25 protein-coding genes are annotated in these 25,763 nt (G+C 71.3%); 21 read left to right on the plus strand and 4 right to left on the minus strand.

The window, feature by feature from the left end:
- Nucleotides 1-43: 43 nt before the first annotated feature.
- The 3 genes from tssB to FBZ83_RS26855 form a co-directional block, all read right to left on the minus strand.
- Nucleotides 44-580, minus strand: a complete 537-nt coding sequence (gene tssB / locus FBZ83_RS26845) for a type VI secretion system contractile sheath small subunit (protein WP_014198564.1) — start codon at nt 578-580, stop codon at nt 44-46.
- A 168-nt stretch (nt 581-748) separates the two neighbouring features.
- Nucleotides 749-1,384 carry a hypothetical protein gene (locus FBZ83_RS26850; protein WP_174452046.1) on the minus strand — a complete coding sequence of 212 codons (636 nt, stop codon included), beginning with the start codon at nt 1,382-1,384 and terminating at the stop codon, nt 749-751.
- 128 nt (nt 1,385-1,512) lie between these two features.
- Nucleotides 1,513-1,827, minus strand: coding sequence for a hypothetical protein (locus FBZ83_RS26855; RefSeq protein WP_145689857.1), 315 nt, complete (start codon nt 1,825-1,827; stop codon nt 1,513-1,515).
- Between the two features lie 181 nt (nt 1,828-2,008).
- Here FBZ83_RS26855 and FBZ83_RS26860 point away from each other — a divergent pair, with 181 nt between their 5' ends.
- The 19 genes from FBZ83_RS26860 to modC all read left to right on the plus strand — a co-directional run bounded on the left by FBZ83_RS26860 (nt 2,009) and on the right by modC (nt 23,583).
- A complete protein-coding gene (locus tag FBZ83_RS26860) occupies nt 2,009-2,758 on the plus strand; it encodes a hypothetical protein (RefSeq protein WP_145689858.1) in 750 nt (249 codons plus the stop codon).
- Complete coding sequence (locus FBZ83_RS32110; RefSeq protein ID WP_247888494.1) at nt 2,755-4,698, plus strand: hypothetical protein; 1,944 nt, start codon at nt 2,755-2,757, stop codon at nt 4,696-4,698. Before FBZ83_RS26860 ends, FBZ83_RS32110 begins: the two co-directional genes overlap by 4 nt.
- Nucleotides 4,695-6,719 carry a PP2C family protein-serine/threonine phosphatase gene (locus FBZ83_RS26870; protein WP_145689859.1) on the plus strand — a complete coding sequence of 675 codons (2,025 nt, stop codon included), beginning with the start codon at nt 4,695-4,697 and terminating at the stop codon, nt 6,717-6,719. The genes FBZ83_RS32110 and FBZ83_RS26870 overlap by 4 nt, the downstream gene beginning before the upstream one ends.
- An 83-nt stretch (nt 6,720-6,802) precedes the next feature.
- Nucleotides 6,803-7,363, plus strand: a complete 561-nt coding sequence (locus FBZ83_RS26875) for a lytic transglycosylase domain-containing protein (RefSeq protein ID WP_186466203.1) — start codon at nt 6,803-6,805, stop codon at nt 7,361-7,363.
- A 10-nt stretch (nt 7,364-7,373) separates the two neighbouring features.
- Nucleotides 7,374-7,880 (plus strand): SPOR domain-containing protein, encoded by a 507-nt coding sequence (locus tag FBZ83_RS26880; protein ID WP_145689860.1) that lies wholly within the window; start codon nt 7,374-7,376, stop codon nt 7,878-7,880.
- Between the two features lie 217 nt (nt 7,881-8,097).
- Complete coding sequence (locus FBZ83_RS26885; RefSeq protein ID WP_145689861.1) at nt 8,098-8,868, plus strand: SPOR domain-containing protein; 771 nt, start codon at nt 8,098-8,100, stop codon at nt 8,866-8,868.
- Nucleotides 8,869-8,873: 5 nt separating this feature from the next.
- A complete protein-coding gene (locus FBZ83_RS26890) occupies nt 8,874-9,323 on the plus strand; it encodes a hypothetical protein (RefSeq protein ID WP_145689862.1) in 450 nt (149 codons plus the stop codon).
- A 27-nt stretch (nt 9,324-9,350) separates the two neighbouring features.
- On the plus strand, nt 9,351-10,694 hold the full coding sequence (gene tssK, locus FBZ83_RS26895) for a type VI secretion system baseplate subunit TssK (protein WP_145689863.1): 1,344 nt from the start codon (nt 9,351-9,353) through the stop codon (nt 10,692-10,694).
- An 8-nt stretch (nt 10,695-10,702) separates the two neighbouring features.
- Entirely contained in the window at nt 10,703-11,584 is an 882-nt protein-coding gene (locus FBZ83_RS26900) for a DotU family type IV/VI secretion system protein (RefSeq protein ID WP_145689864.1), read from the plus strand.
- A 15-nt stretch (nt 11,585-11,599) separates the two neighbouring features.
- Nucleotides 11,600-15,751, plus strand: coding sequence for a type VI secretion system protein (locus FBZ83_RS26905; protein ID WP_145689865.1), 4,152 nt, complete (start codon nt 11,600-11,602; stop codon nt 15,749-15,751).
- Nucleotides 15,752-15,759: 8 nt separating this feature from the next.
- Nucleotides 15,760-16,857, plus strand: a complete 1,098-nt coding sequence (gene tssA / locus FBZ83_RS26910) for a type VI secretion system protein TssA (protein ID WP_247888495.1) — start codon at nt 15,760-15,762, stop codon at nt 16,855-16,857.
- A gap of 3 nt (nt 16,858-16,860) precedes the next feature.
- Complete coding sequence (locus FBZ83_RS26915) at nt 16,861-17,418, plus strand: Hcp family type VI secretion system effector (protein ID WP_137104922.1); 558 nt, start codon at nt 16,861-16,863, stop codon at nt 17,416-17,418.
- Nucleotides 17,415-18,002 carry a TIGR00645 family protein gene (locus tag FBZ83_RS26920; RefSeq protein WP_145689867.1) on the plus strand — a complete coding sequence of 196 codons (588 nt, stop codon included), beginning with the start codon at nt 17,415-17,417 and terminating at the stop codon, nt 18,000-18,002. Before FBZ83_RS26915 ends, FBZ83_RS26920 begins: the two co-directional genes overlap by 4 nt.
- Nucleotides 18,003-18,028: 26 nt before the next feature.
- Entirely contained in the window at nt 18,029-18,982 is a 954-nt protein-coding gene (locus FBZ83_RS26925; protein WP_145689868.1) for a hypothetical protein, read from the plus strand.
- Between the two features lie 96 nt (nt 18,983-19,078).
- Nucleotides 19,079-19,810, plus strand: a complete 732-nt coding sequence (locus FBZ83_RS26930) for an SIMPL domain-containing protein (protein WP_145689869.1) — start codon at nt 19,079-19,081, stop codon at nt 19,808-19,810.
- Nucleotides 19,811-20,229: 419 nt separating this feature from the next.
- Nucleotides 20,230-21,021 carry a TOBE domain-containing protein gene (locus FBZ83_RS26935; RefSeq protein WP_014198584.1) on the plus strand — a complete coding sequence of 264 codons (792 nt, stop codon included), beginning with the start codon at nt 20,230-20,232 and terminating at the stop codon, nt 21,019-21,021.
- Between the two features lie 24 nt (nt 21,022-21,045).
- Nucleotides 21,046-21,792 (plus strand): molybdate ABC transporter substrate-binding protein, encoded by a 747-nt coding sequence (gene modA / locus FBZ83_RS26940; protein ID WP_103041487.1) that lies wholly within the window; start codon nt 21,046-21,048, stop codon nt 21,790-21,792.
- Between the two features lie 34 nt (nt 21,793-21,826).
- Nucleotides 21,827-22,495: a molybdate ABC transporter permease subunit gene (gene modB, locus FBZ83_RS26945; RefSeq protein ID WP_014198586.1), complete on the plus strand. Its 669-nt coding sequence runs from the start codon at nt 21,827-21,829 to the stop codon at nt 22,493-22,495.
- Nucleotides 22,492-23,583 (plus strand): molybdenum ABC transporter ATP-binding protein, encoded by a 1,092-nt coding sequence (gene modC / locus FBZ83_RS26950; RefSeq protein WP_145689870.1) that lies wholly within the window; start codon nt 22,492-22,494, stop codon nt 23,581-23,583. The genes modB and modC overlap by 4 nt, the downstream gene beginning before the upstream one ends.
- A 21-nt stretch (nt 23,584-23,604) precedes the next feature.
- Here the strand turns inward: modC and FBZ83_RS26955 are convergent, their stop codons facing one another.
- Nucleotides 23,605-24,504: a DMT family transporter gene (locus tag FBZ83_RS26955; RefSeq protein ID WP_145689871.1), complete on the minus strand. Its 900-nt coding sequence runs from the start codon at nt 24,502-24,504 to the stop codon at nt 23,605-23,607.
- 12 nt (nt 24,505-24,516) lie between these two features.
- On the opposite strand from FBZ83_RS26955, the gene FBZ83_RS26960 reads away from it, so the two are divergent.
- Together FBZ83_RS26960 and FBZ83_RS26965 are read left to right on the plus strand one after the other, a co-directional pair.
- Nucleotides 24,517-24,960 (plus strand): acyl carrier protein, encoded by a 444-nt coding sequence (locus FBZ83_RS26960; RefSeq protein WP_236778236.1) that lies wholly within the window; start codon nt 24,517-24,519, stop codon nt 24,958-24,960.
- A gap of 104 nt (nt 24,961-25,064) precedes the next feature.
- Nucleotides 25,065-25,493, plus strand: a complete 429-nt coding sequence (locus tag FBZ83_RS26965; RefSeq protein ID WP_145689872.1) for a DUF1489 family protein — start codon at nt 25,065-25,067, stop codon at nt 25,491-25,493.
- Nucleotides 25,494-25,763 lie beyond the last annotated feature (270 nt).

Consider the following 25,763-nt stretch of genomic DNA (forward strand, 5'->3'; position numbering starts at 1 on the left):
GCTCCGTGAAGGGGGTTCTGATTGGGCTTGACGGGACGGGGAATCAGGCGGGCTCGCCCGCGGGCTCGCCGGCCGGGGCACCGGCCACCGGGCCGAGGAGCTTCTTCAACTCGTCCTGCTGCTCGGTGCTGGTGATGACGTCGTTCAGCAGGCCGTTCAGCTCGTCGTTGCCGTCCAGCTTGGCCAGCAGATCCGACAGCTTCTGGCGGGCTTCGAACAGGCGGCTCAGCGTCGGCACCTGCTTCAGCACCTCCACCGGCTGGAAATCGTCCATGTGGCGCATGTTCAGCAGGATGTTCAGCTTGCCGCCGTCCTCCTGCAGCTTGTTGTCCACCTGGAAGGCGAGGCGCGGCCCGACGGAGGCCATCACGTCGTTGAAGTTGTCGCGGTCGATCTCGACGAACTTGCGCTCCTTCAGCTTGGGAAGGGGCTTCTCCGGCTTGCCGCTGAGGTCGGCCAGGATGCCGACCAGGAAGGGCAGCTCCTTCATCTCCTGGGCGCCACCGGTGTGGACCTCGTAGGTGAGCTTCACCCGCGGCGGGCGGACGCGCTCCAACTTCTTCTGACTGCTCTCGCTCATATCTGACGACCTCATAGGGTTGTGCGCGTCGCGCGCCGGCTGTCGAGCTTCGCCATCATTCGAAAGGCACCCCCGCGGAGGCCAGCCGAGATGGACCCCAATTGGACGACATCGCCCCGGAACACCTCCGTTTCGGAGGGAATGTCCGGCGTACGAAGCATCGCCCGCTCAGCTTCGAAGGTGCTGCAAGAGGAAGTTGCGGGCCTCCAAGAGTTGACTCATCCGCTCGGCGCTGGAGAGCAGGCCGGTGTCGGGGTGGAAGATCGGGGCCAGCGTGCGGAAGCGGCTGTTCACCACCTGTGGGTCAAGGCCCCATTCGTGGGTGAAGCCCAGCACGTAGGTGGCCTGCCAGGGCTTGCGGATCGGCTGGCGCAGCGGGCGGAAGGCCAGGGTCTCCAGCGCCGCGGTCAACTGTTCCAGCCGCAGGCGGCAGCGGCTCATCTCGCTTTCCACGGCGTTCAGTTCGCCCGCGGTGATGAGATGCGCGCCGTCGTCGTTGCCGATGGTGGCGGCGACCCAGGCGGCCTTGCGCACGGTCGCCGCGTCGAGCGGCGTGGCGTGGCGCACGCGCAGCTTCGGCACGACCCGCACGCGGCGGGTGCCGCCGTTCTTCAGCGTCACGGTGCGGTGGGAAACGTCCACCGGCTCCGGGCTGCCGGGATCGGGCAGATGGGTCAGCGCCTCCGGCCCGACCAGCGTCAGGCAGGAGCGGATCAGGGCGGGCACCGTCATGCCGCGCGCCGTCGCCGCGGAGTCCACGGCGGCGTAAAGGGCATGCTGACAGGGTGCGGTGATGGTGGGCAAAGGGCCTCCGGGTACGCACGGCGGTAGTGCCCCGCAAGGTGTGCGATGGCGGGCCGCCGCGGAACGCCTTGTTGGTCCACTCCCGGAGTCACGCTGCCGGAACTGCGTCCGTTGCGGAGCGAAGGCGGTCAGGCGCCTTTGCCGCCGCGCATTTCCTCCATCACGGCGCGGATGCCGGTCTCCAGCGCCCGGGCGCGGCGGCGCTGCCGCTCCTCCCGCCGCGTCGCCTCCTGCGCCTCGCCGCGCAGGCGGTCCACCTCCTCGACCAACGAGGGGGCGACGGTGCCGCGGTCGGTGTAGAACAGCCCGACCTGGATGACCTCGTAGAGGGAGGTGCCAGCGGGCATCAGCCGCTCCAGCGCGGAGAGGGCGGCCAGCCGCTCGCCGGGGGAATCGCTGCGCAGCCGGGCGAGGATCGCGTGCAGGCGGGCATCCTGGTTCATGATGGCCGGTTCATGATGGAGCGCGCCCTTTCTGGTTGGCTGGTCCGGTTGGCCGGTCTGGTTCGCCGGGGGAGTATCGCAGGGGCCGGGGAGCGGCAAAAGCAGATCAGACCAAGTTGGGCCAATCTGAACGGGATGCCCCCAAGGAAAGCCGCTATAGCCGGACCCTGGGAGGCTGGCCATGCTCTACGGTTTCGGGCGTCTGGCGCTTGTGTTGTGGCTGTGCGCCGTGGGCGGGCAGGCGTTCACCCTGTTCGCCTTTCACAACGCGGTGGCGGAGGCACACACGGCGGAAATCGCCGCGCGCGCATCGGCGCTGGCCAGCCGCGTGGCGGCCAGTGCTGCGGAGCGCGCCGCCATCGGCTTTCCACTCGCCGACCAGAACGACCTGCAAAGGCTGATCGAAGTGGCCTCCACCGGCGGTGGGGGCGTGCGGCTCTACGTGGTGGACCCGCGCGGGACCGTGCTGTTCGCCACCGCCCAGGCGGCGGGAACACCGGTGCCGGCCTCCTGGATGGGCGGCGCCGCGGGGTTGCCGACGGAGCCCTGGGACCTCGCCGACCGCGACGGTGTGCTGGTCGGCGTGCCGGTGGCCGACGCCCTGGGCAAACCGGCCGGCGCCGTGCTGGGTCTCGCCCCGCAGCAGGACGCGCGGGTTGAGGTCCTGGCCGCGCTGCGCGAGACCGCCACGGTCACCGCCGTCTTCCTGGCCGCCATCGCGATCCTTGCCGTTCTGGGCACGCGGCTTCTGCTGTCGGGCGTCTGCCGGTCCGTTATGGAGCGGACGGCCTTCTACGCCGCCGAGGCGCGGCAGCTTCAGGCCGACGCGCCTGCCGTCGCGGTGGGCGATCCGGCGCTGTCCGCCGTCCTGGCCGGGCTGCGCGCGGCGGAGACCGAGGCCGCCCGCATCGACGGGGAGGTGCTGCGATGACCCGCCCCGTGACTCCATTCCCTCTGCGCGGCGTGTTGCGGCGCTTCATCCCGCTGATGGCGGTGGTGGTCGTCGTGCCCTGGCTCGCCACTCTGGCGGCGGCGTTGATCGCTGCGGCGGGGCTGGCCGACCGGGGAACCGCCTCCCGCGCCGAGATCGTCGGGACGGGCATCGCCCATGACCTGGAGAAGGCGCTGGCCCTCGGCCTGCCGCTCGACCGCATGGCCGGGATGGACGATTATCTGGGCGAGGCCGGCGCGGTCTTCCCGGAGATCAGGCTGATCCTGGTGGTGGACGGCGCCGGCCGTCCCCTGTTCCAGAAATCCGACGCGGCGCGGCCCGACCTGTCGGTGCGGCTGGTGCCGGCGGAAACCGACTGGTCCGCGCTGGGGCTGGTCCTGCAACGCTTTCCCATCCGCCAGGGCGCCGCCACCGCGGGCGAGGTCCTTCTCGGCCGCAGCGCCGTGGCGCAGCCGGCCAACGCGCCGCGCATCCTGATCGACTTCGCGGTGGCGCTGAGCATCGCGCTGGCGCTCGGTGGGCTGGCACTGCGCACCATGCTGAACGCCCAGGTGATGGCGCCGCTGCGGCTGGCGGCCTCGCTGGAGGCCAACCTGGCGCGCTCCGCCTACGACCGCATCGCTCCGCCGGTGGAGCAGAGCTTGATCGGCACCCTGCTGGCCGAGATGAACCGGGTGGTAACCGGCGTGAACGACCGCTTCGCCCGCCTGCGCAGCTATCTGGCCGAGGTGCGCGACCTCAGCTTCAACAAGGACGCCGCGGCGGAGGTGGCGCCGCTGATCGAGCGGATCGAGCGGCTGGGCCGCTTCTCGCCCGACCGGCTGACCGCGCTGGCCCCGCCGGACGCCGGGTCGCTGCCCTACGCCACCGCCTTCTGCGCGGGTGTGGGAACGGCCGTCGCCGCGGCGGTCGCGGCCCGGCACCTGCCGCCGGGCGTGGCGCTCGGCGGGGTGGTTCTGGGCATGGCCGCGGCGGTTCCGCTCGCCCTGGCGCTCGGCCGCCGCGCGCCCGTCGCCGGGGCGCTGGCGCTGGGTGGCTGGGCGCTGCTGAGCGGGCTGGGCGACGGGACAGCCGTATGGCTGGCCGGCGCGGTGCTGGGCGGTCTGTTCGCCGCACTTCCCTTCCAGGCGGCGCGTCCCGCCGCGGAAAGCCTGCGCGCCGGGCCGGCGGTGTCCGCCGCCGGTGGTCTGGTCGTCGGGACGGGGCTGTCGGTCCTGTGCCTTGGCGGTGCCGTGCCGGGTGTCCTCATGGCCGGAGCGGTGCTGTCCGGGCTAGCCGGCCTCCTGGCCGCCGTCCGGCTGGAGCGGCGGACCGGCGTGACCCTGCCGCGGGCGACCCTGCGCTCCCTGCTGGCGGTGGACCGCTGGTGGACGGAGGGCGCGGTGCGTCCCAAGGGCTGGGGGCTGTGGCTGGTCACCGCGCTGGCTCTGGCGGTGTTGAGCCGGGCTGACGGCGGCGGGGCGATGGACGCTCGCCGGGTCGCGGAACTCCTCTGGCTGCACGCCACCCCGGCCTGGCTGGCCGCCGCGCTGGTCGCGGTCCTGGTGCCGCGGAGCGCCGCGCCGTTGTTGAGCCTGGGGGGGACGGCGGCGGTCGGCCTGCTCCTGGCGCTCGGCCCGGTCGAGCCGGGGACCGCCGTCGCGCTCGCCGTCGCGGCGGCGCTCGGTGCCGGGCACGCGGGCTTCGCGGTGTCGGGCGATTGGGGAGGCATGACCGCGGCGCGGGCCGCGCTGACCCTGGCCGGAACGCTCGGCGCGCTCTGGCTGTCCGGCGGCAGCACTCCCATGGTCGCCGCGGGCACGCTGCCCTCGCTCGCCTTGCTTGCCGGGATCGCCGCCGTGCCGCCGTTGCTCCTGACCCTGTGGCGCCACGCCGCACCGCGCCGGCGCGTTCCGGTCGACGGGGAGGCCGCGCGATGACCGGTCTTCGCCAGCGCATGACGGTGGCCGCCGCCGCGGTGGTCCTTGCCGTGCTCGTCACTGCCGCGGTCTTCGCCCTGCTGCGCATCGAGAGCGGAGCCACCCGCCACGCCGAGGACGAGGGGCGGATGACCCTGCGGCTGTGGGAAGGGCTGCTCGATCAGTCCGCCGCGGCCGCGCGGGTGGCGGTGGGCGACCCCCGCCTGAGCGACGCCCTGGAACGCGGCAACGCCGCGGCGGCGGCCGAACGGCTCGGCGCGCTGGGATTCACGGCGGCGACGGTGGTCAACGGCGCGGGGCAGACCCTGCTCGCCGTCCCGGCCGACCAGCCGATCCGCCTTCTCGACGAGCGGCGCATCGGGCAGGTGCTGGCCCGCAACGACACGCAGGACGGTCTGGTGCTGACCGGCGGTGCCGCGCAGCTTCTGCTCACCCGCCCCCTCGGCGCGCAACGGCCGGCCGACCGGGCGCTGGTCGCCATCCGTCCACTGACCGGCAGCCTGGAGGCGCTGGCCGGCGTCCTCGGCGGCTCCGCTTTCCTGGTCGGCAGCGACGGCACGTTGTACGGCCACGCCGGGCCGTTGGCCTGGGCCGACGTGCGTCCCGCCGCGGAGCGCGGCGAGGAGGTGCAGGCGACCATCGGCGCCCGCGGCTACGGCGTGCGCAAGCTGCGCCTGCCCAAGATCGCCGGGACGGAGGGGGACGGCACGCTGTACCTCGTCACCGTGCGCGAGACCACGCTGGCCGCCATGGCCGACAGCCTGCTGGACAGCTCCGCCATCCTCGTGGTGCTGATGGTGCTGGTGGCGGGGACGCTGGGGCTGGACTGGTACTTCCGGCGCGTCTTCACGCCGGTCTACGCCTCCATGTCCGCCTTGTCGGCCCTGGCCGCGGGTGACACCGGCGTCGCCGTGCTGGGGGCGGAGCGCAGCGACGAGGCCGGGCAACTCGCCCGCACCGTCGAGGTCTTCCGCAGCCGCAGCCGCGCGCTGCGCGACGCCGAGGAGCGGCGCGCCCGCCACTGGCTGCGCCAGCAGTCCTTCATCCGGCGCCAGATGCTGCGCCTGTCGGAAACCCTGCCGGAGCAGGGGCGGCGGGAGCTTCTCGCCGACCTCGCCCGCATCGAAGCGGCGTCGGAGGGCCGGACGCCCTGCGCCCGCACCGACGACCCCGGCGCGCTTGCCGTCGCCTTCGAGGTGATGGCGGAACGCGTGCGCGACCAGCACACCGCACTCGACGGCATGGTCCGCCAGCTTCAATCGGCGTTGGACACCCGGACCGAGCTTGTGGAACTGCAAAAACAGTTCGAGATCGCCCGGCGCATGCAGGCGGCCATCCTGCCGCCCGACCTGACCACCGCCCCCGACCTGGAGGCGTCGGGCCTGATGCGCCCGGCGGCGGAGTTCGACGGCAGCTTCTACGACTTTTTCCTGACGGTGGACGGGTCGCTGGTGGTGCTGATTGGACAGGTGTCCGGCGGCGGGCTGGCCGCCGGCTTCATGACGGTCACGGCGCGCGCCGCGCTGCGGACGCTGGCGGCGGCCGGGCTCGGGCCGGCGGCCTGCCTGACCGGCGCCAACCGGCTGCTGGCGGCGGACAACGCCGCCGGTCTGTCGATCGGGCTCGCCATGGGCATCGTGTCGCCGCGCTCGCGCCGGCTGGTCTTCGCCGCGGCGGGCGTGCCGGAGCCCTTCCTGCTGCGGCGTTTCGGCGACGTGGTGGACCTGCCGGTGGCGGCCAACCCGCCGCTCGGCCTCGACCCCGCGATGACGGCGGTGGAAACCGCGCTCGACCTGCCGGTGCCCTCCACGCTGGTGCTGTGCAACGGCGGGCTGCTGGACGGCGAGAACCGCTTCGGCGTCGCCTTCGGGCGGGCGCGGCTGACCGGCATCCTCGGCAACCTCGACAACCTGTCCTCGGCCAGCGTCACCGCGGCGGTGTCCGCCGGGCTGGCCGAGCATGGCGGCGGTGCCGCGATGGCGGTGGACCGGCTGTGCGTCGCCCTGCGGGTGCGGGCATGAGGGCCGGCGGACTTCCGTTCCCTCTCCCGGGGCGGGAGAGGGCTTGGCGGGCGGGGCGCCTTTTCGCCGGTGTTCTGGGATTGATGGGCGCCCTGCTCGCCGGGCCGGCGGCGGCGGAGCTGGCCCCGGCGTCCGAAGGCGGACCGGCGCTGTTCCAATGCAGCCGCTACCTGCGCAACGGGGAGGCGCTCTACGGCATCCCGCCGGGCATCCTGCACGCCATGAGCGTCGTCGAATCCGGGCGGGCCGGGACGCCCTGGCCCTGGGCGCTGAACGTCTCCGGCCGCCCGCACTATCCGGCGACGCGGCGCGAGGCGCTGCGGCTGATGCAGGACGGCGAGGGCGGCCTGCGCGGCGACGTGGCGGTCGGCTGCATGCAGATCCACACGCGCTGGCACGCGGGTTCCTTCGCGGGTGGCGAGGACATGCTGGACCCCGCGGTCAACGTCGCTTACGCCGCCCGCTTCCTGCGGGAGCTGTACGACCGCCACGGCTCCTGGACGGAGGCGGTGCGCCGCTACCACGCCAGCGACCCGGCGGCGCAGGACACCTACCTCTGCCTCGTGCTCGACCGGCGGGTGCGGCTCGGCTACCAGCGCGAGACGGCGGAGATGCGGCGGCTGTGCGGCGGTCCGGACTCATGAGCGCGGTGCCATGAAGAAACTTCTGATCGGCGTTCTGGCGCTGCTGCTCCTCCTGGTGGCCTTCGCGGGCGGCTATTTCCTGGCGGGCGGGGGCTTGCCCGGCGCCGCGGACGACCCCGCGCCCGCCGAAGCGAACGCCGCGTCCGCCGCCGCGCCACAGGAGGCGGCGAAGGCGGAGCCGGAGAAGGCCGCTCCGGCCGCGGTCCCGGTCCGCCCGGTCGCGACCGTGAAGGCGCCCACGGCGCGCTTCTCCATCGAACTCGGCGTCTTCCGCTCCGCCGGGAACGCACAGGACTTCGCGATGGCGCTGGCCGGGCGGGGCCTGCCGGTGGAGATCGTCGAGACCATGGACGCCGCCGGCGGGCAGTGGCACCGCGTGCGCGCCGGCGCCTTCGCCGATCGCTGGCAGGCCGAGGCTCGCCGCCCGTCCTTCGAGCGGACCGCCGGGATCGGCGGTGTGGTGGTCGAGGAACCGCTTCCCGCTGCCCAGCCCGGGAAGGCCGGCGGCGGCGAATGATCCAGTTCGGACCAACGGGGTAACCCGCCGGATTTGCGGGCTTCTCCGCACGGCGGGGCAGGCCTCCGGGTCATCGCCGCGAAACCCCCGCGGGACTACGCCAGAACGAACCAGACAGCGCGCGGATTTGGGCCGCCGGGATGCTTCTATCAGGCTGGGCCGCCACCCCGCACGGCGAGCGGTCCGCCCGACGGTTTCTTCCCCAGGAATTCCCGCGATGACCACGATCACGCTCGGACGATGGCAGGTGGCGGCTCTGGCCGCCGGCGTCGCCGTGCTGACCGTCGTGGCCCTGCTGCTCGGCGCGGTGATGGCGGCGCTGATCCTGACGGGCGGCGATGGCGGTGGCGCACCGGTGGCGTCCGCACCCGCCTCCGCCGCCGCTTCCTCCATGGCATCCGCCGGAGCGCCCGCGGCCGGCGGCGGGCTGGGCGCGATGGCGCGCAGCAGCGTCGCCGACAGCTTCGAGGCCCGCCAGGGCGTGATCGAGACGGCGGACATCTTCAGCGACCAGGCGCGTGGACGGGCGATCTCCGCCACCGAACCGGTGACCCGCGGCGCCGCTGACGCGGCCCGCCGCCTCCTGCCCGGCTGGATGGCCGGCACGGCCGCCCACGTCATCGAGAAGACCGGCTACCGCGTCACCGAGTTCGCCGGCAACAGCGTGGAGGGCATCGTCGAGGACACGCTGAACGACCGGCTGGACGCGATGAAGGACGGCGGGGCGGCGCCGATCCGCCACTACGCCATCGAACTCGGACGCTTCGCCACCCCGGCCAACGCGGAGTCCTTCGCCGCCGCCGCCGCCCAGCGCGGCGTGCGCGGCACGGTCGATTTCGCGCCGCTGCCCGGCGGCAATGCCCCCTACGCCGTGCGCACCGGACGCTACGCCGCGGCCGATGAGGCCGCCCGCGCGCTGGACGCGCTGACGCGGGCCAATGGGGTGTCCGGAACCGTCGTCACCCTTGCCGAAGCGGGAGAGCGCTGAACGCCATGACTCCGGTGAACGGAAAAGGATTTGGTCTGGCCGGCGCGCTGGCGCTGGCGCTGCTCGCCGCCGGATGCGCGGACAAGCCGCGCGCCGCGCTGGACAGCGTGTCCTTCACGGTCGCGCCCGCCGCCAACGACACCACGCCGGTCGCCATCGACCTCGTGTCCGTTCGCGACAAGGCGCTGGTGGACAAGCTGGGGGCGCTGACCGCCGCGGAGTGGTTCGGCCAGCGCGAGCAGTCCATGCGCGATCACCCGACCACGCTCGGCGTGACGAGCTGGGAGCTGGTCCCCGGCCAGACGCTGAAGACCGACCTGCCACCGGGCGAGCCGGCCTGGGCCCTGCTGGTCTTCGCCAACTATTCCACGCCGGGACCGCACCGCCTGCGGGTGCCGGACACACGAACGCTGACCCTCACCGCCGGGGACAAGGATGTCGAACTGGTTCCGTGATGTTCTTTCCCATTCCGTGAGGGCCGAATGACCGAGGCGCGCGACATTCCCGACGCCATCGACTGGCACGACGGGATGCTGCTGGCCCCGCAGCATTTCCAGCAGCAGGCGCTGCGGCACGAGCGGCAGCTGACCTACCATGTCCGGCAGGCGCGGCCCTTCCATTGGGGCGTCGTCCATCTCCAGGTCGACCGCGTGCAGCTCGTCTCCGGGCTGGTCCAGGTGCGGGAGCTGGAGGCGATCCTGCCCGACGGCCTCGTCGTGGACTACCGCGCCGGAACCGACGAGCCGCTGGAGGTGGACATTTCCGCCTACGCGGACCCGGTGGGGCAGACGCAGATCACCATCCACCTGATCGTTCCCGCCGCCCGCGGCGACCGCGCGCCGGGGCCGGGCGAGACGCCGCGCTACGTCTCGGTCGAGGGCGCGCCGGTCGCCGACCAGCATGGCGGGGAGGAGCTGTCCATTGCCCGGCTGCGCCCGCGGCTGGCCCTGTTCGCCACCACCGGCCCGACCCAGAAGCCGCCGCAGAAGTTCGTCTCGATGCCGGTCGCGCAGGCGACCTTCCGCAACGACGCCTTCGTGCTGACCGACTTCGTGCCGCCAGCGCTGACCGTCGCCGCCAACGCGCCGCTCGGCCGGCTGGGGGCGGAGGTGGTGCGGCGCGTGCGCGAGAAGGCGCTGTTCCTGGCCGAACGCTCCGGCGTCGGCAACGGCAACCCGGCGACCGAGCTGGCCGAGGCGGCGCGGACGGAGATCCGCAGCCTCGTCACCGGCCTGCCGCCGCTGGAGGCGCAGCTCGGCGTCGGCGTCTGCCACCCGTTCGACGTCTACATGTCGCTCTGCACGCTGGCCGGCCACCTGTCGGCCTTTGCCAGCGGCGCCGTGCCGGCCAAGCTGTCGCGCTACGACCACGACGACCCGATGGCGAGCTTCGGCGAGGTGCGCGACTTCATCCTGCGCATGATCGACCGGGTGAAGGAGGGCGTCGCCCGCATCCCCTTCACCTTCGAGGACGGCATGTTCGGGTTGCCGATGGACGAGGCCTGGCTGAAGGGCCGCTTGGTCGTCGGCGTGCGCGGCCCGGCTTCCGCCCCGGTCAGCGAGGTCGCCGCCTGGATGGAGAACTGCATCGTCGCCTCGCGCTCGCGGCTGGAGACGCTGTCCGGCCTGCGTGTGAAGGGGGCCGAGCGCGTCGCGCTGGACGACAGCGGCGAGGGCGGCGTGGCCGCCCCGCGCGGCGTGGTGCCGTTCGAGATCAAGGTCGATCCCCGCTACATCGTCCCCGGCGAGCGGCTGGAGATCTGGAATCCGGACTCGCTGGGCAGCCGCTTCCGCCCCGTCGAGATCACCCTCTTCGTCAGCGCCTGAGGCTGGGAATGACCGCCATGCTGCACCGCCGGGATCTGGTCGATCACTTCCTCGCCTTCGCGCGGGAACTCCAGAGGCACCGCGCCGCGGTCGGGGCGGGTCGTCCCGCCGCCGCCGCGAAGCCCGAGGGCGCCGCTGGGGAGACGGCGGACAGCCTGCCGGCCTTCCTGACCGAGGACGCCCTGGCGATCCCGGCGCCGCGCGGTGCCGCCGCGGCGGTGCCGGCCCTGGCGCTGGAGCCCGACGCGGAGATCATCATCCGCCGCCTTCAGGACTTTCTGGAGGCGCAGGCGGTCCAGGTCGGGCGCACCGGCACCGACCTGATGATCAGCCAGCACCGCGAGGCGCAATACGCCATGGCGGCGCTGGCCGACGACCTGTTCATCCACGACGTGGAATGGAACGGGCGGGAGCTGTGGCGCAGTGTGCTGCTGGAGCAGGCGGTGTTCCGCACCCGGCTGGCCGGCGAGCGGGTGTTCGACCGCATGGAGGCGCTGCTCGCCAGCAACGACCGGCGGCTGGTTCAGCTGGCGGCGGTCTATCTCTGCGTGCTCGGCATGGGCTTCAAGGGGCGCTGCCGGGTGCCGGGCGGCGAGTCCACCCTGCGCGACTACAGCGCCCGCCTGTTCGAGTTCATCGCCGGCCGCGAGTCCGAGATGGGCGCTGGTGTGCTGCCCACCGGGCGGACGCTGATCCCCGCCGCCTACGCCTACACGCTGACCGACGGCAAGGCGCGCACGCTGGCGCGCGGGCCGCGCTGGCCGCTGGTGCTGGGCGCCATCGCCGGGCTGTGGCTGGTGCTGGGCCAAGCGCTTTGGTGGATGTCCACCGCGCAGCTTTCCAACGCGGCGGATGCGGTGCTTCAGGCATCGGTCCGCGTGACCCGCTGACGGGAGAGGACGGTCATGGAACTCCTGGCAGCGGTCCTGTCCGGTATCGCCGGCAACCAGATCTGGGTCTTCGCGGGGCTTCTCGTCCTCGTCCTGCTGATCATCGCGGTGATGGCGGCGATCCTGCTGCGCGCCCGCAGCGCGGCGCCGCCCGCCCCGGCGGAACCGGCGGTCTTGCCGCCGCCCGACGCGGCGGTGGAGGAAGGCGGGGCGGTCCCGGCGCTCGCGGCGACGGCGCCGGACGTCACCATCCGCGACATCCGTCGCCTGTTCCGCGATGGTCTGGCGGCCTACCGCGAGACGCTGTCGCGCAACGTCTATCTGGTGCCCTGGTACCTGCGCACCGGCATCGCCGCGTCGGACGACGCCGGCCTGCTGTCCTGTGCGGACGAGGTGCGTCCCCCGGTGACCGCCGAGCGGCACGCCGGCTTCTCCTGGCGCTTCTACGACCGGGCGGTGGTCATCGACGTCGACGATCCCCGCGCCGCCTGGGCCGGCGTGCTCGACCTGCTGGGCCGCCGCCGCCCGATGCTGCCCGCCGACGGGCTGATCCTCACCGTTCCGCTGGCCGAGCTGGACGACGTGCGCCGCGCCACCGCGCGCGGGACGGAGCTGTACGCCCGGCTGTGGGAGATCCAGCGCACGCTGGGCTTCGCCCTGCCGGTCTATGTGGTGGTGACGGGGTGCGAGGAGGCGCCCGGTTTCGCGGCGCTGGCCGAGGCTCTGCCCCCGTCCCTGACCGGCGGGATGCTCGGCTGGTCGAGCCCCTACGCGCTGGAGACCGCCTTTTCCCCCGACTTCGTGAGCGAGGCGCTGCAATCGCTGGCCGACGGGCTGCTGGCGGTGGAGCTGGAGGTGTTCGGCGCGACGGCCACGCCGGACGGCGCCCCGCTGTTCGCCCTGACGGAGCGGCTGACCGGGACGGAGGCGGCGCTGCGCGCCCTGCTCGGCACGGCCTTCAAGCGCACCGCCTATCAGGAGACGCTCTACGTCCGCGGCCTCTACTTCACGGGCCGCCCCGATCCGGACGCGGCGGCGCTGTTCGGGCGCGACCTGCTGAACCGCAAGATATTCCCCGAGGCCGGCCTGCCCAAGCCGACCCGAGCGCTGGCCGCGTCCCGCGCGTGGCGCCGCTACTCCTGGCCGGTGGGGACGGGGGTCGCCGCCGTGGCCGCCGTCCTGCTGCTGTGGGTGGGGGTGCAGCGCGCCTCCACCCTGTCGGACCGGCTGGTGCCGGTCCTGGCCGACATTCCGGGCGGGCTCCAGCAGCTCGCCGACCAGCGCCCGGCGGTCGAGGCCGGGGCGCCGATGACCGCCGCCTACGGCGATCCGGCCGCCCGCTTCGTCCAGGGCGTGACCATGCTGCCCACCGACTGGACCTTCAACCCGCTGCCGGCCGCCTGGATCAGCGGCGTCCCGGATTCGGTGTCGGGCGCGCTGGCCGTCGGCTACCGCCGGCTGGCCCTGTCAACCGTGCGCGACGTCGCCGAGGACCGCTTGCGCCGCCTGACCCGCGATGGCGGGGTCGGGCCGGCGGGGGCGGGCGCCTTCGAGCGGCTGCGCGCCTTCGCGGGCGAGATCGGCATCGCCGAGGGGCTGGCCCGCGCCTACAACAACGTGGACGCCCGCGACCCGACCCTGCCGCTGGACGAGGTGCTGGACTTCGCGCTCGGCTCCGGCGTGGCGCGCGGCTTCTCGGCGCGGCTGCACGGCTGGGAGATCGACCAGCCGCCGGGCGGCACCGCCATCCCGGCGCCGGGACCGGGCGCGCAACGCCCGATCGACCTGACCGCCCACCGGGCCGAAGTCAGCCGCCGTTTCCGGCAATACGCCGACGCCTACCTGCGCGACCTCGCCATGGGCGGCCTCGCCGCCGCAAGGCTGTCGGTCGCCGCCAACGAGCTGGAGCTGCTGGCCGGCGGGGCGCGCTCCGGCGCCGACGCGGCGGCGGCCTACGCCGAGGTGCTGTCGAGCCTGGAGGACGCGGCCCGCGGTTTGGGAGCGGAGCGCGGCGCCTGGATCGGCGCCAACGGCCCCGTCCTGCCGCCGGAGTTCGAGGCGCTGCTGGGCCGGCTGGAGAAGTCCGACCTGCTCGGCCCCACCCTGCGCGCCGACATCCTGGATCTGGCGCAGCGCCGCTACGACGAGGCGGGCGTCGGCGCCCGCAGCCTGGACTCCGTGATCGGGCACCTGCTGGAGCAGGCCCCCAGCGGAGGCGCCCGCTTGGCTCCGGCGGCGGAGCAGCTTCGCCGCACCCTGTCGGTGTGGATGGCCCGCCGCTTCATGAAGACGGACGACACCGGCGCGCTGGCGATGCCCGCCGTGGGCGCCGGCTGGGACCGCGCCGCTCTGGACAGCATCCCGCCGCTGGTCGAGGACTATCTGCTGTTCGACGCCAAGGACCTGCCGCAGGCGCCGGCCATGCTGCGCACCTCCATGCGGGCGGCGGCGCAGCACCAGCTCCGCCAGGGGGTGGAGCGCATCCTCGCCCGTGCGCTCGCCGGCAGCCCGGCGGGCGGCGGGGTGGACCGGACGGGCGGGCTGGCGCAGCTCCGCGCCTCGGCCCACGCGCTGCGCACCGCCTTCCCGGTGCTGGCCGAGACGATGCAGTCCTTCCGCCAGATCGGCCTGACCACCTCCGCCGACACCATCCGCGACACGGTGGCCCGGCAGGCCAACGCCGTTCTGGCCCAGGCCGACCGGCTGTTGGAGGGCGACCAGCTCTACCGGCCCGACGCCCACGCGCTGGACGTCTGGGTGGATGGTCCGCTGGTGCCGCACCTGCTGTTCGGACAAACCACGCCGGCCGGGCTGGCGCTCTATCTCGGCAACGCCCGGCAGGAGGTGACGGTGCTCGCCCGCGACATCGCCGCACCGGTGGTGGAGATCCTGGAGCGCCCGGTGATGGGCGCCGGGACCGGTTCGGGCGCCGCGTCCAAATGGGCGCGCATCATCACCGAACTGGACAAATACGACGGCGGTCGCCCGAACAGCTCCCTGGCGCAGCTCGAAAAGTTCGTGACGGTGGAAAGCGCCGCGGTGGACGCCGCCGGGTGCCAGAATCTCGGCGCCATCGACGGGGTGCCGGACGACTTCTTCCGCAGCCGTCTGGCCGAGTTGAAGCAGTGGATCGCCACGCGCTGCGTGCTGGCCGCCGACGCCCGCGTCTACGACGCCTACGTCGACATGGCCGCGTCCTTCAACGAGATGCTGGCCGGTCGCTTCCCCTTCGCCGTTTCAGGAATCTCCGGTGGCGCCGTGCCGGGCGAGGACGCCGACCCGGCGGCGGTGCGCGCCTTCTACGAGCGGTTCGACGCGCGCTCAGCCTTCGTGCTGGAGGGGCTGCGCCGCGGCGAACGCTTCGGCACCGCCGGACGCGAGGCGCTGCGCTTCGTGGAGACGATGGACCGGGCGCGCCCGCTGCTGATCGCCGCGGTGACCCCGGACCAGAGCGGCGGTCTGGCGCTCGACCCCGCCTTCCGCGTCAACCGCGGTCGCGAGGCCGGGGGCAGCGACATCATCGAATGGAAGCTCGCCACGCCGAACGGCTCCCTGTCCAGCATGCTGCCGCGGACGCCGCTGCGCTGGTATCCGGGCGACAAGCTGAGCCTGACGCTGCGCTGGGCCAAGGACGGCACGGTGCTGCCGGTGTCCGGCGTCGGCGCGGGGGTGACGGTGGACGGACCCTCGCTGCGCTTCGACTATGACGGTCCCTGGGCGCTGTTCGCCCTGGCCGGCCGGCAGGCCGCGCCGCAACGCGACCGCCGCCCCGGCCCGGACACCGAGCCGCTGCTGCTGTTCGAGGCCACCGCCAGCGGCCCGGTCAAGGAGGCCGCCGCCGCTGCCCCGCTGCCGATCGCTCCGGCCGTGCAGGCGGTGCCGCAACCCGTGGTGAAGCCCAACGTGCGGGTCTTCATGACGCTGGTGGTCAAGCGCACCGTCCTGGCCGACGGCAAGCCGCCGCGCGAGGAGAAGGTGGCCGTGCCGGCGCTGCCCGCGCAGGCGCCGCCGCTGGCCCCGGTCGGCAGCATGCGGCGGATGCCGGGCCTGGCCGGCTGGCCGGCGCCGTCGGGCGCGGTGGCCCCGGCGGACCGCGCCTTCTTCGACCTGGGCACCCCGCCGTCCCAGTCCCCGATGCTCCGCCCCGCGGCCCAACGCTTCCCGTGAGCAGCCAAATGACCGCATCCCACCCGCTGATCGACATCGGCGCCCTGCTCCAGCCCATCCCCGGCGACGATCCGGCGGGCGACGACCTGCGCCACGGCCCGGAATTCGACGCGCTGACCGAGGCGCGCCGGATGGACGACGATCTGGACCAGGGCATCTGGCAGACCACCGTCAAGAAGGCCGACTGGAAGGGCGTCGTCCAGCAGTCCTCTGACCTTCTGAAGACCCGCACCAAGGACCTCCAGGTCGCGGCGTGGCTGGTCCAGGCGCTGGGCCACCTGCACGGCCCGGCGGGGCTGGCGCCGGGGGTTCTGCTGGTCCACGGGCTGGTCGAGGACTTCTGGGACGGCCTCTACCCGCGGCTGGACGACGGCGACCCGGAGCCGCGGCTGGCGCCGCTGGTCTGGCTGGACAGCCAGTTGTCGCGCGACCTGATGGCGACCGCGATCACCCAGCCGGGACCGCACACCGACGAGACTCACCGTTTCCAGGACTGGCAGAACGCCCAGCGCCTGCGCAAGCTCGCCACCCGCGATCCGCGCGCCTTCCACGCGGCGGTCGACGATGGTGAGGTGACGGTCGAGCAGATCCTCGCCGCGCAGGACCGCACGCCGCCGGACTTCTACCAGACCCAGCACGGTCATCTGCGCGACACGGTGACGGCGGTGCGCACCCTGGCGGCGGAGTTGGACGCCGTGGCCGGGCGCGCCGCCCCCGGCTTCAGCCAGCTTCTGAAGACTCTGGAAAGCCTGATCCAGTTCCACCGCGAGGCGCTCGCCAAGCGCGGCATCGATCCGGACGGCGCCTCCGCCGCGCCGGAGGAGGCCGAGGGCGACGAGGGGGCCACCATCGACGCGTCCGCCGAGATCATCCCCGCCGCCTTCGCCCGCCCCGGTGGGCCGCGGACCCGGCAGGAGGCCTACGCGATGCTGCACCAGATCGCCGATTTCCTGGCGCGGGAGGAGCCGCACAGCCCGACCTCCTACCTCGTCCGCCGCGCCGCGGCCTGGGGGAACCTGTCCCTGCCGGAGCTTTACGCCGAGCTGCTGGGCGACCGCGGCGAGGTCGGGCGGATCTTCGGCCTTCTGCGGCTTGAGGAGCGCTGAGCCATGCCCCGCATCCTGCTCGACTATCCCGGCATCAAGGGCGAGTCGCTGATCCGCAATTACAAGAATCTGGCCGATTGCGTCAGTTTCGACCTGTCCTCGGGCAAGCGCGAGGTCGGCGGCTTCAACTACGACGACCCGATCGAGGACAACTCCTACTTCGGCAGCCGCAAGGCGCAGAAGCAGGACAAGCTTGGCGTCGACAGCCTGAAGCTGGAGCGCCACTTTGACCTCGCCTCGCCCAAGCTGATGCAGGCGGCCTTCGATCCGCAGAAGAAGGACGTCACCGCGACCATCCACTTCTTCCGCACCTTCGCGCAGCTTCAGGGCGGCGAATTCTTTGGCGAAAGCGACATCTTCGCCGAGCCGTACCTGACCATCATCCTGAAGAACACGCAGATCACGGAGTACGTGCTGTCGGTCGACGACGACGACAGCAGCAACGGTACCGAGACCATCTCGCTGGCCTTCGACCAGTTGCAGATGACCTACCAGCACCAGATCGACGGCCGGAAAATCGGCCAAATCCGTGGCGACATCACATTGGCGAGCAAGTCATGACCCAGTCGAACCCGTCGGCCCTGAGCGGCGACACCCCTCTCCTGTCCCGCAACGGCCAGGGGCGCCGCAGTCCGGCGCGCCGGGCCGAGCATTTCCTGGAGCAGGTGATGTTCCAGAGCCGCTGGCTCCTGGCGCCGCTCTATGTCGGTCTGGTGGGCGCGCTGCTGATGATCGGCTGGCGCTTCGCGCTGGAACTGGTGCACGCGCTGCCGCTTCTGATCCACGGCACGGAAAACGACATCATCCTGATCGTGCTCGGGCTGGTCGACCTGACGATGGTCGGCAACCTCGTGCTGATGGTGATCTTCAGCGGTTACGAGAACTTCGTCTCGAAGATCGACGTCGCCGGCCACGCCGACCGCCCGGAATGGATGGGCAAGCTGGATTTCAGCGCGCTGAAGGTGAAGCTGATCGCCAGCATCGTGGCGATCTCCTCCATCCAGATCCTGAAGACCTTCATGAACGTGTCGGAGGTGTCCGACCGCGACCTGATGTGGCTGGTCGCCATCCACGTCACCTTCATCGTCTCCGGCGTGCTGCTGGCGACCATGGACGTGCTGGTCAAGAAGAGCCACGCGCACTGACACCCGGCGGGAAAGGAGAGGGCATCATGATTCGGTACGCGCTGGCGTTCCTCGCCATCCTTCTGACCGGCCTGCCCGGAGCGTCGAGGGCGGAAACGCCCTCTGGGCCGGCGAAGGTGGTGGTCGGCACCTACGTCAACCAGATCACCGGGGTGAACCTCCGCGACAATCAGGTCAATGTGGACTTCTACGTCTGGTTCCGCTGGGACGACGACTCCCTGAACCCGCTGGAGACGTTCGAGCTGATGAACGGGCGGATCGAATCCCGCACGCCCACCCCGATCCGCAAGCTGAAGGACACCAACTACGGGCAGGCGCGTGTCCAGGCCGTTCTGAACCAGCCCTGGGACGTGAGCCATTTTCCGCTGGACACCCAGACCATCCGTCTGGTGATCGAGGACAGCGACCAGACGGCGGAATACGTCGTCTATGTGCCGGACACCGACAACAGCACCGTCGATCCCGACGTCGACGTCTCCGGCTACACGCTGATCAACAACGGCGCCACCATCTCGGCGCACCGCTACCGCACCAACTACGGCGATATCACCCTGCCGAAGAACCACGAGTCGGTCTATTCCCGCTACACCCACGCGATCACCTTGGAGCGGCCGGATTCGGTCTATTACATCAAGACCTTCTCGACCATCTTCATCTCCTCGCTGGTGGCCTTTCTGGCTTTCCTGGTGAAGCCGGTGGACCTCGATCCCCGCTTCGGACTGGGCATCGGCGCGCTGTTCGCCGTGGTCGCCTGCTACTTCGTCATCGCCAGCGACCTGCCGCGCAGCAGCGGCTTCACCCTGTCGGACCGGGTCAACCTCGCCTCCATGGGCATGATCTTCCTCAGCCTGATGCAGAGCGCGGTGTCGCTGATGATCTATGAGCGCAACGCGGCGAAGTCCCTGCTCCTGGACCGCTGGTGTCTGGTGGCTTTTCCCGTCGCCTACGCGCTGCTGTGCGTCTGGCTGACCGCGGTGTGAGTCCGGCGCCGTGATCCAGTTGGGGGGCGCCGGTCCGGCCTGAGCTTCGCCACAATCCTCCTTCATCCTCCGAGGAGAGCGACGAGGGAGAGTGGGATGATCGGAAACCGGACGGCGCTGGCGGCTGCGGCGTTTCTCGCCATCGGGATCGCGGCGGCGGGCTGGTCGGCGGGGCGCGAGGTCGCCCAGGTCCGGCTGGCCGACCGTTTCGTCACCGTGAAGGGCTCCGCTGAGCGCGAGGTCAAGGCCAACCTTGCCCTCTGGCCGGTGCGCTTCGTCGCCACCGGCGACGACCTGTCCGCCGTCCAGGCGAAGACGGCGGCGGACGAGAAGGCCGTGCTGGCCTTTCTGGAACGCTACGGGCTGGGCGCCGACGCCGTCGTCTCGCGCTCGCTCGATCTCGTGGACCTGCTCGCCCAGGCCTACCGCCAAGGGCCGGCGGACCAGCGCTACATCCTCACCCGCACTTTGATGATCCGCAGCCCGGACGTGGAGCGGGTCGACCGCGCCAGTCAGAATCTGGCGGAACTGCTTGACCAGGGTGTCACCCTGGGCGGGGAGCCGGGCATGGGCTCCGGCCCCAATTACCTGTTCACCCGGCTGAACGACGTGAAGACCGAGATGATCGCCGAGGCGACGGCCAAGGCGCGCGAGGCGGCAACCCAGTTCGCGACCGACAGCGGCGCCACTCTGGGCGGCATCCGCCGCGCCAACCAGGGGCTGTTCCAGATCCTCGCCCGCGACGAGGCGCCCGGCATCATGGAAAGCCGGCAGATCGACAAGATCGTCCGCGTCGTGTCCACGCTCGACTGGGAACTGGTGGATTGACGGGGCGGCAGCGCGCCGCCCGCTGCCTCGTTGTATAGGGTATCTACATACAAGAATCGCCATGTCCGGCCGCCCCCTGCCAAAGGGGCGGTGCGGGCGGCGTGGATCGTCGCGGGGCTCCAAGTTCCTCTCAAGTCCATTTGGGTCCGTTTGTTTCAAGAAAACGCCGTTTTCGATAAAAGACAAACAACAACGCCGGTCTGAACACCAGGAACCGCACAGAAAATCGGCATGATGAGCGGATGCCGTGCATCATGAGCAGGATGTTTTTGACGCGGCGTTCCGATTTTCGGATCGGTGTGACCGCCGTTTCCCTCCCAAAACCTCAAAAAGCGACGGATTCGTCAGAAAGCGCTAGTTCACCTGCGCCGTGCATGGTTATATAGCCGGCATATATAGCGATTTCGGGGTGTCCGCTGATGTCCGTCCAACCGCAGGTGTCGTTCGCCGGGCCGCACGCGTCGCCGATCGGCGCCGAGCGCATCCGGCTGCTGGAGGCGGTGGGGCGCGAGGGCAGCATCTCCGGCGCGGCGCGGTCGGTCGGCGTCACCTACAAGGCGGCCTGGGACGCCATCGACGCCATGAACAACCTGTTCGGCCGCCCGCTGGTCGAGGCGCAGGCCGGCGGAAAGCGCGGCGGCGGAACCGCCTTGACCCCGGACGGCGTACGGCTGGTCGCCACCTTCCACCGTCTGCAGAGCGAGATGGTCCGCGCCTTCCAGGTGCTGGAACCGGAACTCAACGGCACCGGCCTGTCGGCGGCCAGCCTGATGTGGGGATTCTTCATGCGCACCAGTGCCCGCAACGCCCTTCGTGGAACCGTCACCGCCATCACCGACGGGGCGGTGAACGCCGAAGTCACCCTGGCCGTCTCGGACCAGACCTCGATCGTCGCGATCATCACCCGCGACAGCGTGCGCGACCTGGGCCTCTTCCCGGGGCGCGCGGCGACGGCGCTGATCAAGGCGCCCTTCGTGATCCTCGCCCCGGCGGACGAGGCGAAGCGCACCTCGATGCGCAACCGCGTGGAAGGCGTGGTGGCCCGCCGCGAAGACGGCGCGGTCAACAGTGAGATCACCCTGGACATCGGCGGCGGCAAGACGCTGACCGCCATCATCACGCTGCGCAGCGCCGACGACATCGGCCTGAAGCCCGGCGACCCGGCCTGCGCGCTGATCGACGCATCGCACATCATTCTTGCGGTGGATTGACGATAGATCGGAAGGAGTTTTCGAATGACGCGTTTCCTGCTTGCCGCCGTCGCGCTGCTGTCCGTCTCGGCGACGGCCCGGGCCGACGAATTCAACGTCGCGGTCGCCGCGAACTTCACCGCCCCGGCGAAGGAGATCGCCACCGCCTTCGAACAGAAGACCGGCCACAAGGCCGTCCTGAGCTTCGGCGCGACCGGTCAGTTCTACGCCCAGATCAAGCAGGACGCGCCCTTCGTCGTCTTCCTCGCCGCCGACGACGAGACGCCGAAGAAGGCGGTGGAGGAGGGCTTGGCCGTTCCGGACTCCCGCTTCACCTACGCCGTCGGCCGTCTGGTGCTGTGGACCAAGGCCAGCGACGCGCCGCTGGGCGAGGACACGCTGCGCAAGGGCGCCTTCGAGAAACTGTCCATCGCCAACCCGGCGACCGCGCCCTATGGCCTCGCCGCCGTGCAGACGATGAAGAAGATGGGCGTCTACGAGGCGATCCAGCCGAAGATCGTCCAGGGCAACAGCATCGCCCAGGCCTTCCAGTTCGCCGAGACCGGCGCCGCCGAGCTGGCCTTCGTGGCCCTGTCCCAGGTGATCGCCAAGCCGGACGGCACCCGCTGGCCGGTTCCGGAGGCGCTGCACGACCCGATCTTCCAGGACGCCGTCCTGCTGAAGAAGGGTGCCGGCAACGAGGCCGCCACGGCCTTCCTCGCCTTCCTCAAGGGGCCGGAGGCCGCCGCGGTGATCTCCAAGTACGGCTACGGCACGCGGGCGCCGAACTGACCATGCCGGACTCTCTGGTAAGGGCCGCCCGCCGATGAGCTGGCAACCGATCATCCTGACGCTGGAGCTGGCGGCGCTGACGACGGTCATCCTGCTGATTGTCGGCACCCCCCTGGCCTGGTGGCTGGCGCGGTCCGGGGCCTGGTGGAAGGAGGCGGTGGCCACGGTGGTGGCGCTGCCTCTGGTCCTGCCGCCGACGGTTCTCGGCTTCTACCTGCTGATGCTGCTGGGGCCGAACGGCCCCGGCGGGTGGCTGGCCTCCCTGTGGGGCGCCCGCTCCATGGCCTTCACCTTCGAAGGGCTGGTCATCGGGTCGGTGCTCTACTCCATGCCCTTCGTGGTGCAGCCGATCCGCAACGCCTTCGAGGCGTTCGGCGACCGCCCGCTGGAGGCGGCGGCGACGCTGCGCGCCTCGCCGCTCGACACCTTCTTCACCGTGGCGGTGCCGCTGGCCCGTCGCGGCTTCCTGACCGGTGCCGTGCTGGGCTTCGCCCACACCATGGGCGAGTTCGGCGTCGTCCTGATGATCGGCGGCAACATCCCCGGCCAGACCAAGGTGCTCTCGGTGGCCATCTACGACTATGTCGAGACGCTGCAATGGGATGAGGCCCATCTGCTGGCCGGCGGCATGCTGGTCTTCTCCTTCACGGTGATCCTGACGATGATGATGCTGGAGAAGCGCATCGGGCGGGGCGGGCGATGAGCCTGTCGGTGCATTTCCATGGGACGCTCGGCCAGTTCGCCCTGGACGTGGCGTTCGAGGCGCCCGGCCGCGGCATCACCGCGCTTTTCGGCCCGTCCGGCTGCGGCAAGACCTCGGTGCTGCGCTGCGCGGCCGGGCTGCAGCGGCTGAACGGGCGCTTCGCCCTGGACGGCGATGTCTGGCAGGAGGGGCGGACCTTCCGGCCGACGCACAAGCGGTCCATCGGCTACGTCTTCCAGGAAGCCAGCCTGTTCCCCCATCTGTCGGTGCGCACCAACCTGCTGTTCGGCCATCGCCGGACGGTGGGGCGCGGCGTGCCGGAGCACATCCGCCTGGACGACGTGGTGGACCTGCTGGGGCTGGGGCATCTGCTCGCCCGCTCGCCCGAGCATCTCTCCGGCGGCGAGCGCCAGCGGGTCGGCGTCGGCCGCGCGCTGCTCTCGCAACCGCGCCTGCTGCTGATGGACGAGCCGCTGGCGGCGCTCGACCGCTTCAGCAAGGAGGAGATCCTTCCCTATCTGGAGCGGCTGCACGGCGTGCTGTCCGTCCCCGTCCTCTATGTCAGCCACGATATCGCGGAGGTCGAGCGGCTGGCCGACCATCTGGTGCTGCTGCGCCAGGGGCGCGTCGTCGCCGCCGGCCCGATGCAGGAGCTTCAGGCCGATCCCACCCTGCCCATCGCCCGGATGCCCGAAGCCGGGGTGACCCTGCCCGCCGTGGTGGCGGGACGGGAGGACGCCTACGGCCTGACCCTGCTCCGGCTGGACGGCGGCCATCTGTTCGTTCCGGGCGACCTCGGGCCGCAGGGCACGGCGCGGCGGGCCCGCATCGCGGCGTCCGACGTCAGCCTCGCCCGCAACCCGCCGGAGGGCAGCACCATCCTGAACGCGCTTCCGGCCCGCATCGTCGCGGCGGAGCGGCAGGATGAGGTGCAGATGATGGCCGTCGTGGCTCTGGGCGAGGAGGGCAGGGGCGCGCGGATGCTCGCCCGCGTCACCCGCAAGAGCTGGGACGCCCTCGGGCTGTCGCCGGGCCAGCCGGTCTACGCCCAGGTCAAGGGCGTCGCCTTGGTCCAGGAATCCCTGTGATTCGGATGGGCGTGCTGCTCGCTACCTCGGCGTGAAGCGCTTGGGCAGGCGCAGCGCCCCTGTCCCCATCGCGATTCCGAACAGAACGCACAGCAGCCCGGCGGCGTGGGCGAGCGTGAAGGCCTCGCCGAGGAACAGCACGGCGGCCAGCACGCCCGCCGCCGGAATCAGACCGGTGAACAACCCGGCCCGGTTGGCCGGGACATGGGCGATCCCGCGCATCCACAGCACCACCGCCAGCAACCCGCCGGTCAGGCCGGACGCCACGAACAGCAGCCAGACCCAGCCGGGCACCGCGGCCGGATCGAAGCCGCCCAGCGTCGCCAGGGCACCCGGCGCCATCATCGCGGCCGCCAGCACATTCGCCAGGCAGGTCAGCGCCAAAGGCGGAATCCGACCGCCGAGCTGCCGGGCGAAGACTCCGTACAGCCCCTCCGACACCACCGCTCCCAGCACCAGCGCGTTGCCGACGACGGAATCGTCGGGTCCACCGCCGCCTCCGGGGCGCAGATTCAGCGCCACCATGCCAACGACCGCCAAGGCGATGGCCGCGGCACTGCCGGCCCCGATCCGCTCGCGCAGGATCAGCGCCGCTCCCAGCGCGGTCATGGCCGGGATGGTGCTGGTGATGATTCCGGCGGCCACCGCGCTGGTCTCGCGCAGCCCATAGAGAAGGAACAGGTTGAACAGCACCATGCCGAACAGGGAGAGCAGGGTGAGGCTCGTCCAGTCCCGGCCATTGCGCGGCAGCGCCGCTGTTCGACCCCTGAGGGCAAAGGGTGCCAGAAGCACCGCGACCAGGGCGAAGCGCATTTCCGCGGCCACAAGCGGCGGGATGTGGGATACGATCACCTTGGACGCTGGAACGGACAAGCCGACCAGGGTCATCGACAGGGCGAGGTTGAGGTAAGCGGCGCGCATGGGCCGCATTCTATGAGCGCCGCCGCCGTCTTACGGAAGCGGCATTTTCACGCAATGAATTTGCAAAGAATGCGTGTCATTCTTCGCGCCAAGGTCGCGGTACACAAGGGGCGGGGTATGTCGGAGCCGATCCTCGGGATCACCAATTGGATGCATCTGTTCCGCTGGATCGTGAAGCTGATCCGTGACGAATACGGCGTGGATGAAAAGGTCCTGACCCGCAACGCCGTGCTGGACGGCGGAATCGGCCTCACCGCCGAACAGCTCGAACAGGTTCTGGACCACATCGCCGAAACCTTCGAGCTGACCTTTCCCGAGAACACCCTGAACGAAACCGTGCGGTTGGAAGACCTCTGCACGCTGACGGCCTGGATGCGCGGCCTCTTCAAGAAGCCGGACTTCGTCACGCCGCCGTTCGAGGAGCGCTGCCGTTCCCTCAACAACGTGCCGGCCTGATCCGCGCGGTTCGTTCCTCAGGGCGCATGGCTGGAAACGCCGTCGCGGATTCCCATCTGCGGCAGCGAACCCGTCCCGCCAATCTCTCTTCTTCTGAGCGTCCCATGCCGTTGCATCTCATCAAGCTGGCCGTCGGGATCGACGACCTCGATCATCTGGCCGCCGTGCAGGCGCGCCGTGCGCGGACCGTCGAGGGGCGAACGACGATTCCCGTCTTCACGCGCCGCGTGCCGAAGCGCGGGGAGGAAATCCTCGCCGGCGGTTCGATCTATTGGGTGGTCCGCGGTACCGTTGCCGCCCGCCAGCGGGTGATCACCATCGACACCACCGTGGACGAGGAAGGGGAGAACTGCTGCATTCTTGGAATGGACCCACAGCTCGTCGCCACCGTGCCGACCCCCCACCGGCCGTTTCAGGGATGGCGCTATCTCAATCCGGAAACGGCGCCCAGGGACCTGTCCGAAGCGGGCGGGCAGGGCGACGAATTGCCGGCCCATCTGGCCGCCGAACTGCGGTCTCTCGGCCTGCTGTAATCGGTTCGCCCGGCTGCGGCCTGCCAACCCATTGATTTTTCACGATTGCGCAGAATTTTCATCGCCCTGTCAAAAAAGCGCTTGCGTGTTCGTGGGGGAGGCGCCTATAACCCCCTCCACCGACGCGGTGGCCGCCAACGAGGCGCCGACGGGTCGGGAACACAAAAGACAATCTGGCCCTGGCGGCCCACTCCTTGAAGGGGTTGGGCGCGGGGTGTTGCGGTTCTCCTGAGGGCCGCGGGATCTTGGATATCGTTGATACCGTGTTGT

Source organism: Azospirillum brasilense (assembly GCF_007827815.1).
Classification (GTDB): Bacteria; Pseudomonadota; Alphaproteobacteria; order Azospirillales; family Azospirillaceae; genus Azospirillum; species Azospirillum brasilense_C.

What these genes read in the sequence shown, in the direction of transcription:
- tssB (WP_014198564.1), bottom strand. Translation starts at nt 580, where the DNA reads ATGAGCGAGAGCAGTCAGAAGAAGTTGGAGCGCGTCCGCCCGCCGCGG.
- FBZ83_RS26855 (WP_145689857.1), bottom strand. Translation starts at nt 1,827, where the DNA reads ATGAACCAGGATGCCCGCCTGCACGCGATCCTCGCCCGGCTGCGCAGC.
- FBZ83_RS26860 (WP_145689858.1), top strand. Translation starts at nt 2,009, where the DNA reads ATGCTCTACGGTTTCGGGCGTCTGGCGCTTGTGTTGTGGCTGTGCGCC.
- FBZ83_RS32110 (WP_247888494.1), top strand. Translation starts at nt 2,755, where the DNA reads ATGACCCGCCCCGTGACTCCATTCCCTCTGCGCGGCGTGTTGCGGCGC.
- FBZ83_RS26870 (WP_145689859.1), top strand. Translation starts at nt 4,695, where the DNA reads ATGACCGGTCTTCGCCAGCGCATGACGGTGGCCGCCGCCGCGGTGGTC.
- FBZ83_RS26875 (WP_186466203.1), top strand. Translation starts at nt 6,803, where the DNA reads ATGGGCGCCCTGCTCGCCGGGCCGGCGGCGGCGGAGCTGGCCCCGGCG.
- FBZ83_RS26880 (WP_145689860.1), top strand. Translation starts at nt 7,374, where the DNA reads ATGAAGAAACTTCTGATCGGCGTTCTGGCGCTGCTGCTCCTCCTGGTG.
- FBZ83_RS26885 (WP_145689861.1), top strand. Translation starts at nt 8,098, where the DNA reads ATGACCACGATCACGCTCGGACGATGGCAGGTGGCGGCTCTGGCCGCC.
- FBZ83_RS26890 (WP_145689862.1), top strand. Translation starts at nt 8,874, where the DNA reads ATGACTCCGGTGAACGGAAAAGGATTTGGTCTGGCCGGCGCGCTGGCG.
- tssK (WP_145689863.1), top strand. Translation starts at nt 9,351, where the DNA reads ATGACCGAGGCGCGCGACATTCCCGACGCCATCGACTGGCACGACGGG.
- FBZ83_RS26900 (WP_145689864.1), top strand. Translation starts at nt 10,703, where the DNA reads ATGACCGCCATGCTGCACCGCCGGGATCTGGTCGATCACTTCCTCGCC.
- FBZ83_RS26905 (WP_145689865.1), top strand. Translation starts at nt 11,600, where the DNA reads ATGGAACTCCTGGCAGCGGTCCTGTCCGGTATCGCCGGCAACCAGATC.
- tssA (WP_247888495.1), top strand. Translation starts at nt 15,760, where the DNA reads ATGACCGCATCCCACCCGCTGATCGACATCGGCGCCCTGCTCCAGCCC.
- FBZ83_RS26915 (WP_137104922.1), top strand. Translation starts at nt 16,861, where the DNA reads ATGCCCCGCATCCTGCTCGACTATCCCGGCATCAAGGGCGAGTCGCTG.
- FBZ83_RS26920 (WP_145689867.1), top strand. Translation starts at nt 17,415, where the DNA reads ATGACCCAGTCGAACCCGTCGGCCCTGAGCGGCGACACCCCTCTCCTG.
- FBZ83_RS26925 (WP_145689868.1), top strand. Translation starts at nt 18,029, where the DNA reads ATGATTCGGTACGCGCTGGCGTTCCTCGCCATCCTTCTGACCGGCCTG.
- FBZ83_RS26930 (WP_145689869.1), top strand. Translation starts at nt 19,079, where the DNA reads ATGATCGGAAACCGGACGGCGCTGGCGGCTGCGGCGTTTCTCGCCATC.
- FBZ83_RS26935 (WP_014198584.1), top strand. Translation starts at nt 20,230, where the DNA reads ATGTCCGTCCAACCGCAGGTGTCGTTCGCCGGGCCGCACGCGTCGCCG.
- modA (WP_103041487.1), top strand. Translation starts at nt 21,046, where the DNA reads ATGACGCGTTTCCTGCTTGCCGCCGTCGCGCTGCTGTCCGTCTCGGCG.
- modB (WP_014198586.1), top strand. Translation starts at nt 21,827, where the DNA reads ATGAGCTGGCAACCGATCATCCTGACGCTGGAGCTGGCGGCGCTGACG.
- modC (WP_145689870.1), top strand. Translation starts at nt 22,492, where the DNA reads ATGAGCCTGTCGGTGCATTTCCATGGGACGCTCGGCCAGTTCGCCCTG.
- FBZ83_RS26955 (WP_145689871.1), bottom strand. Translation starts at nt 24,504, where the DNA reads ATGCGCGCCGCTTACCTCAACCTCGCCCTGTCGATGACCCTGGTCGGC.
- FBZ83_RS26960 (WP_236778236.1), top strand. Translation starts at nt 24,517, where the DNA reads ATGAGCGCCGCCGCCGTCTTACGGAAGCGGCATTTTCACGCAATGAAT.
- FBZ83_RS26965 (WP_145689872.1), top strand. Translation starts at nt 25,065, where the DNA reads ATGCCGTTGCATCTCATCAAGCTGGCCGTCGGGATCGACGACCTCGAT.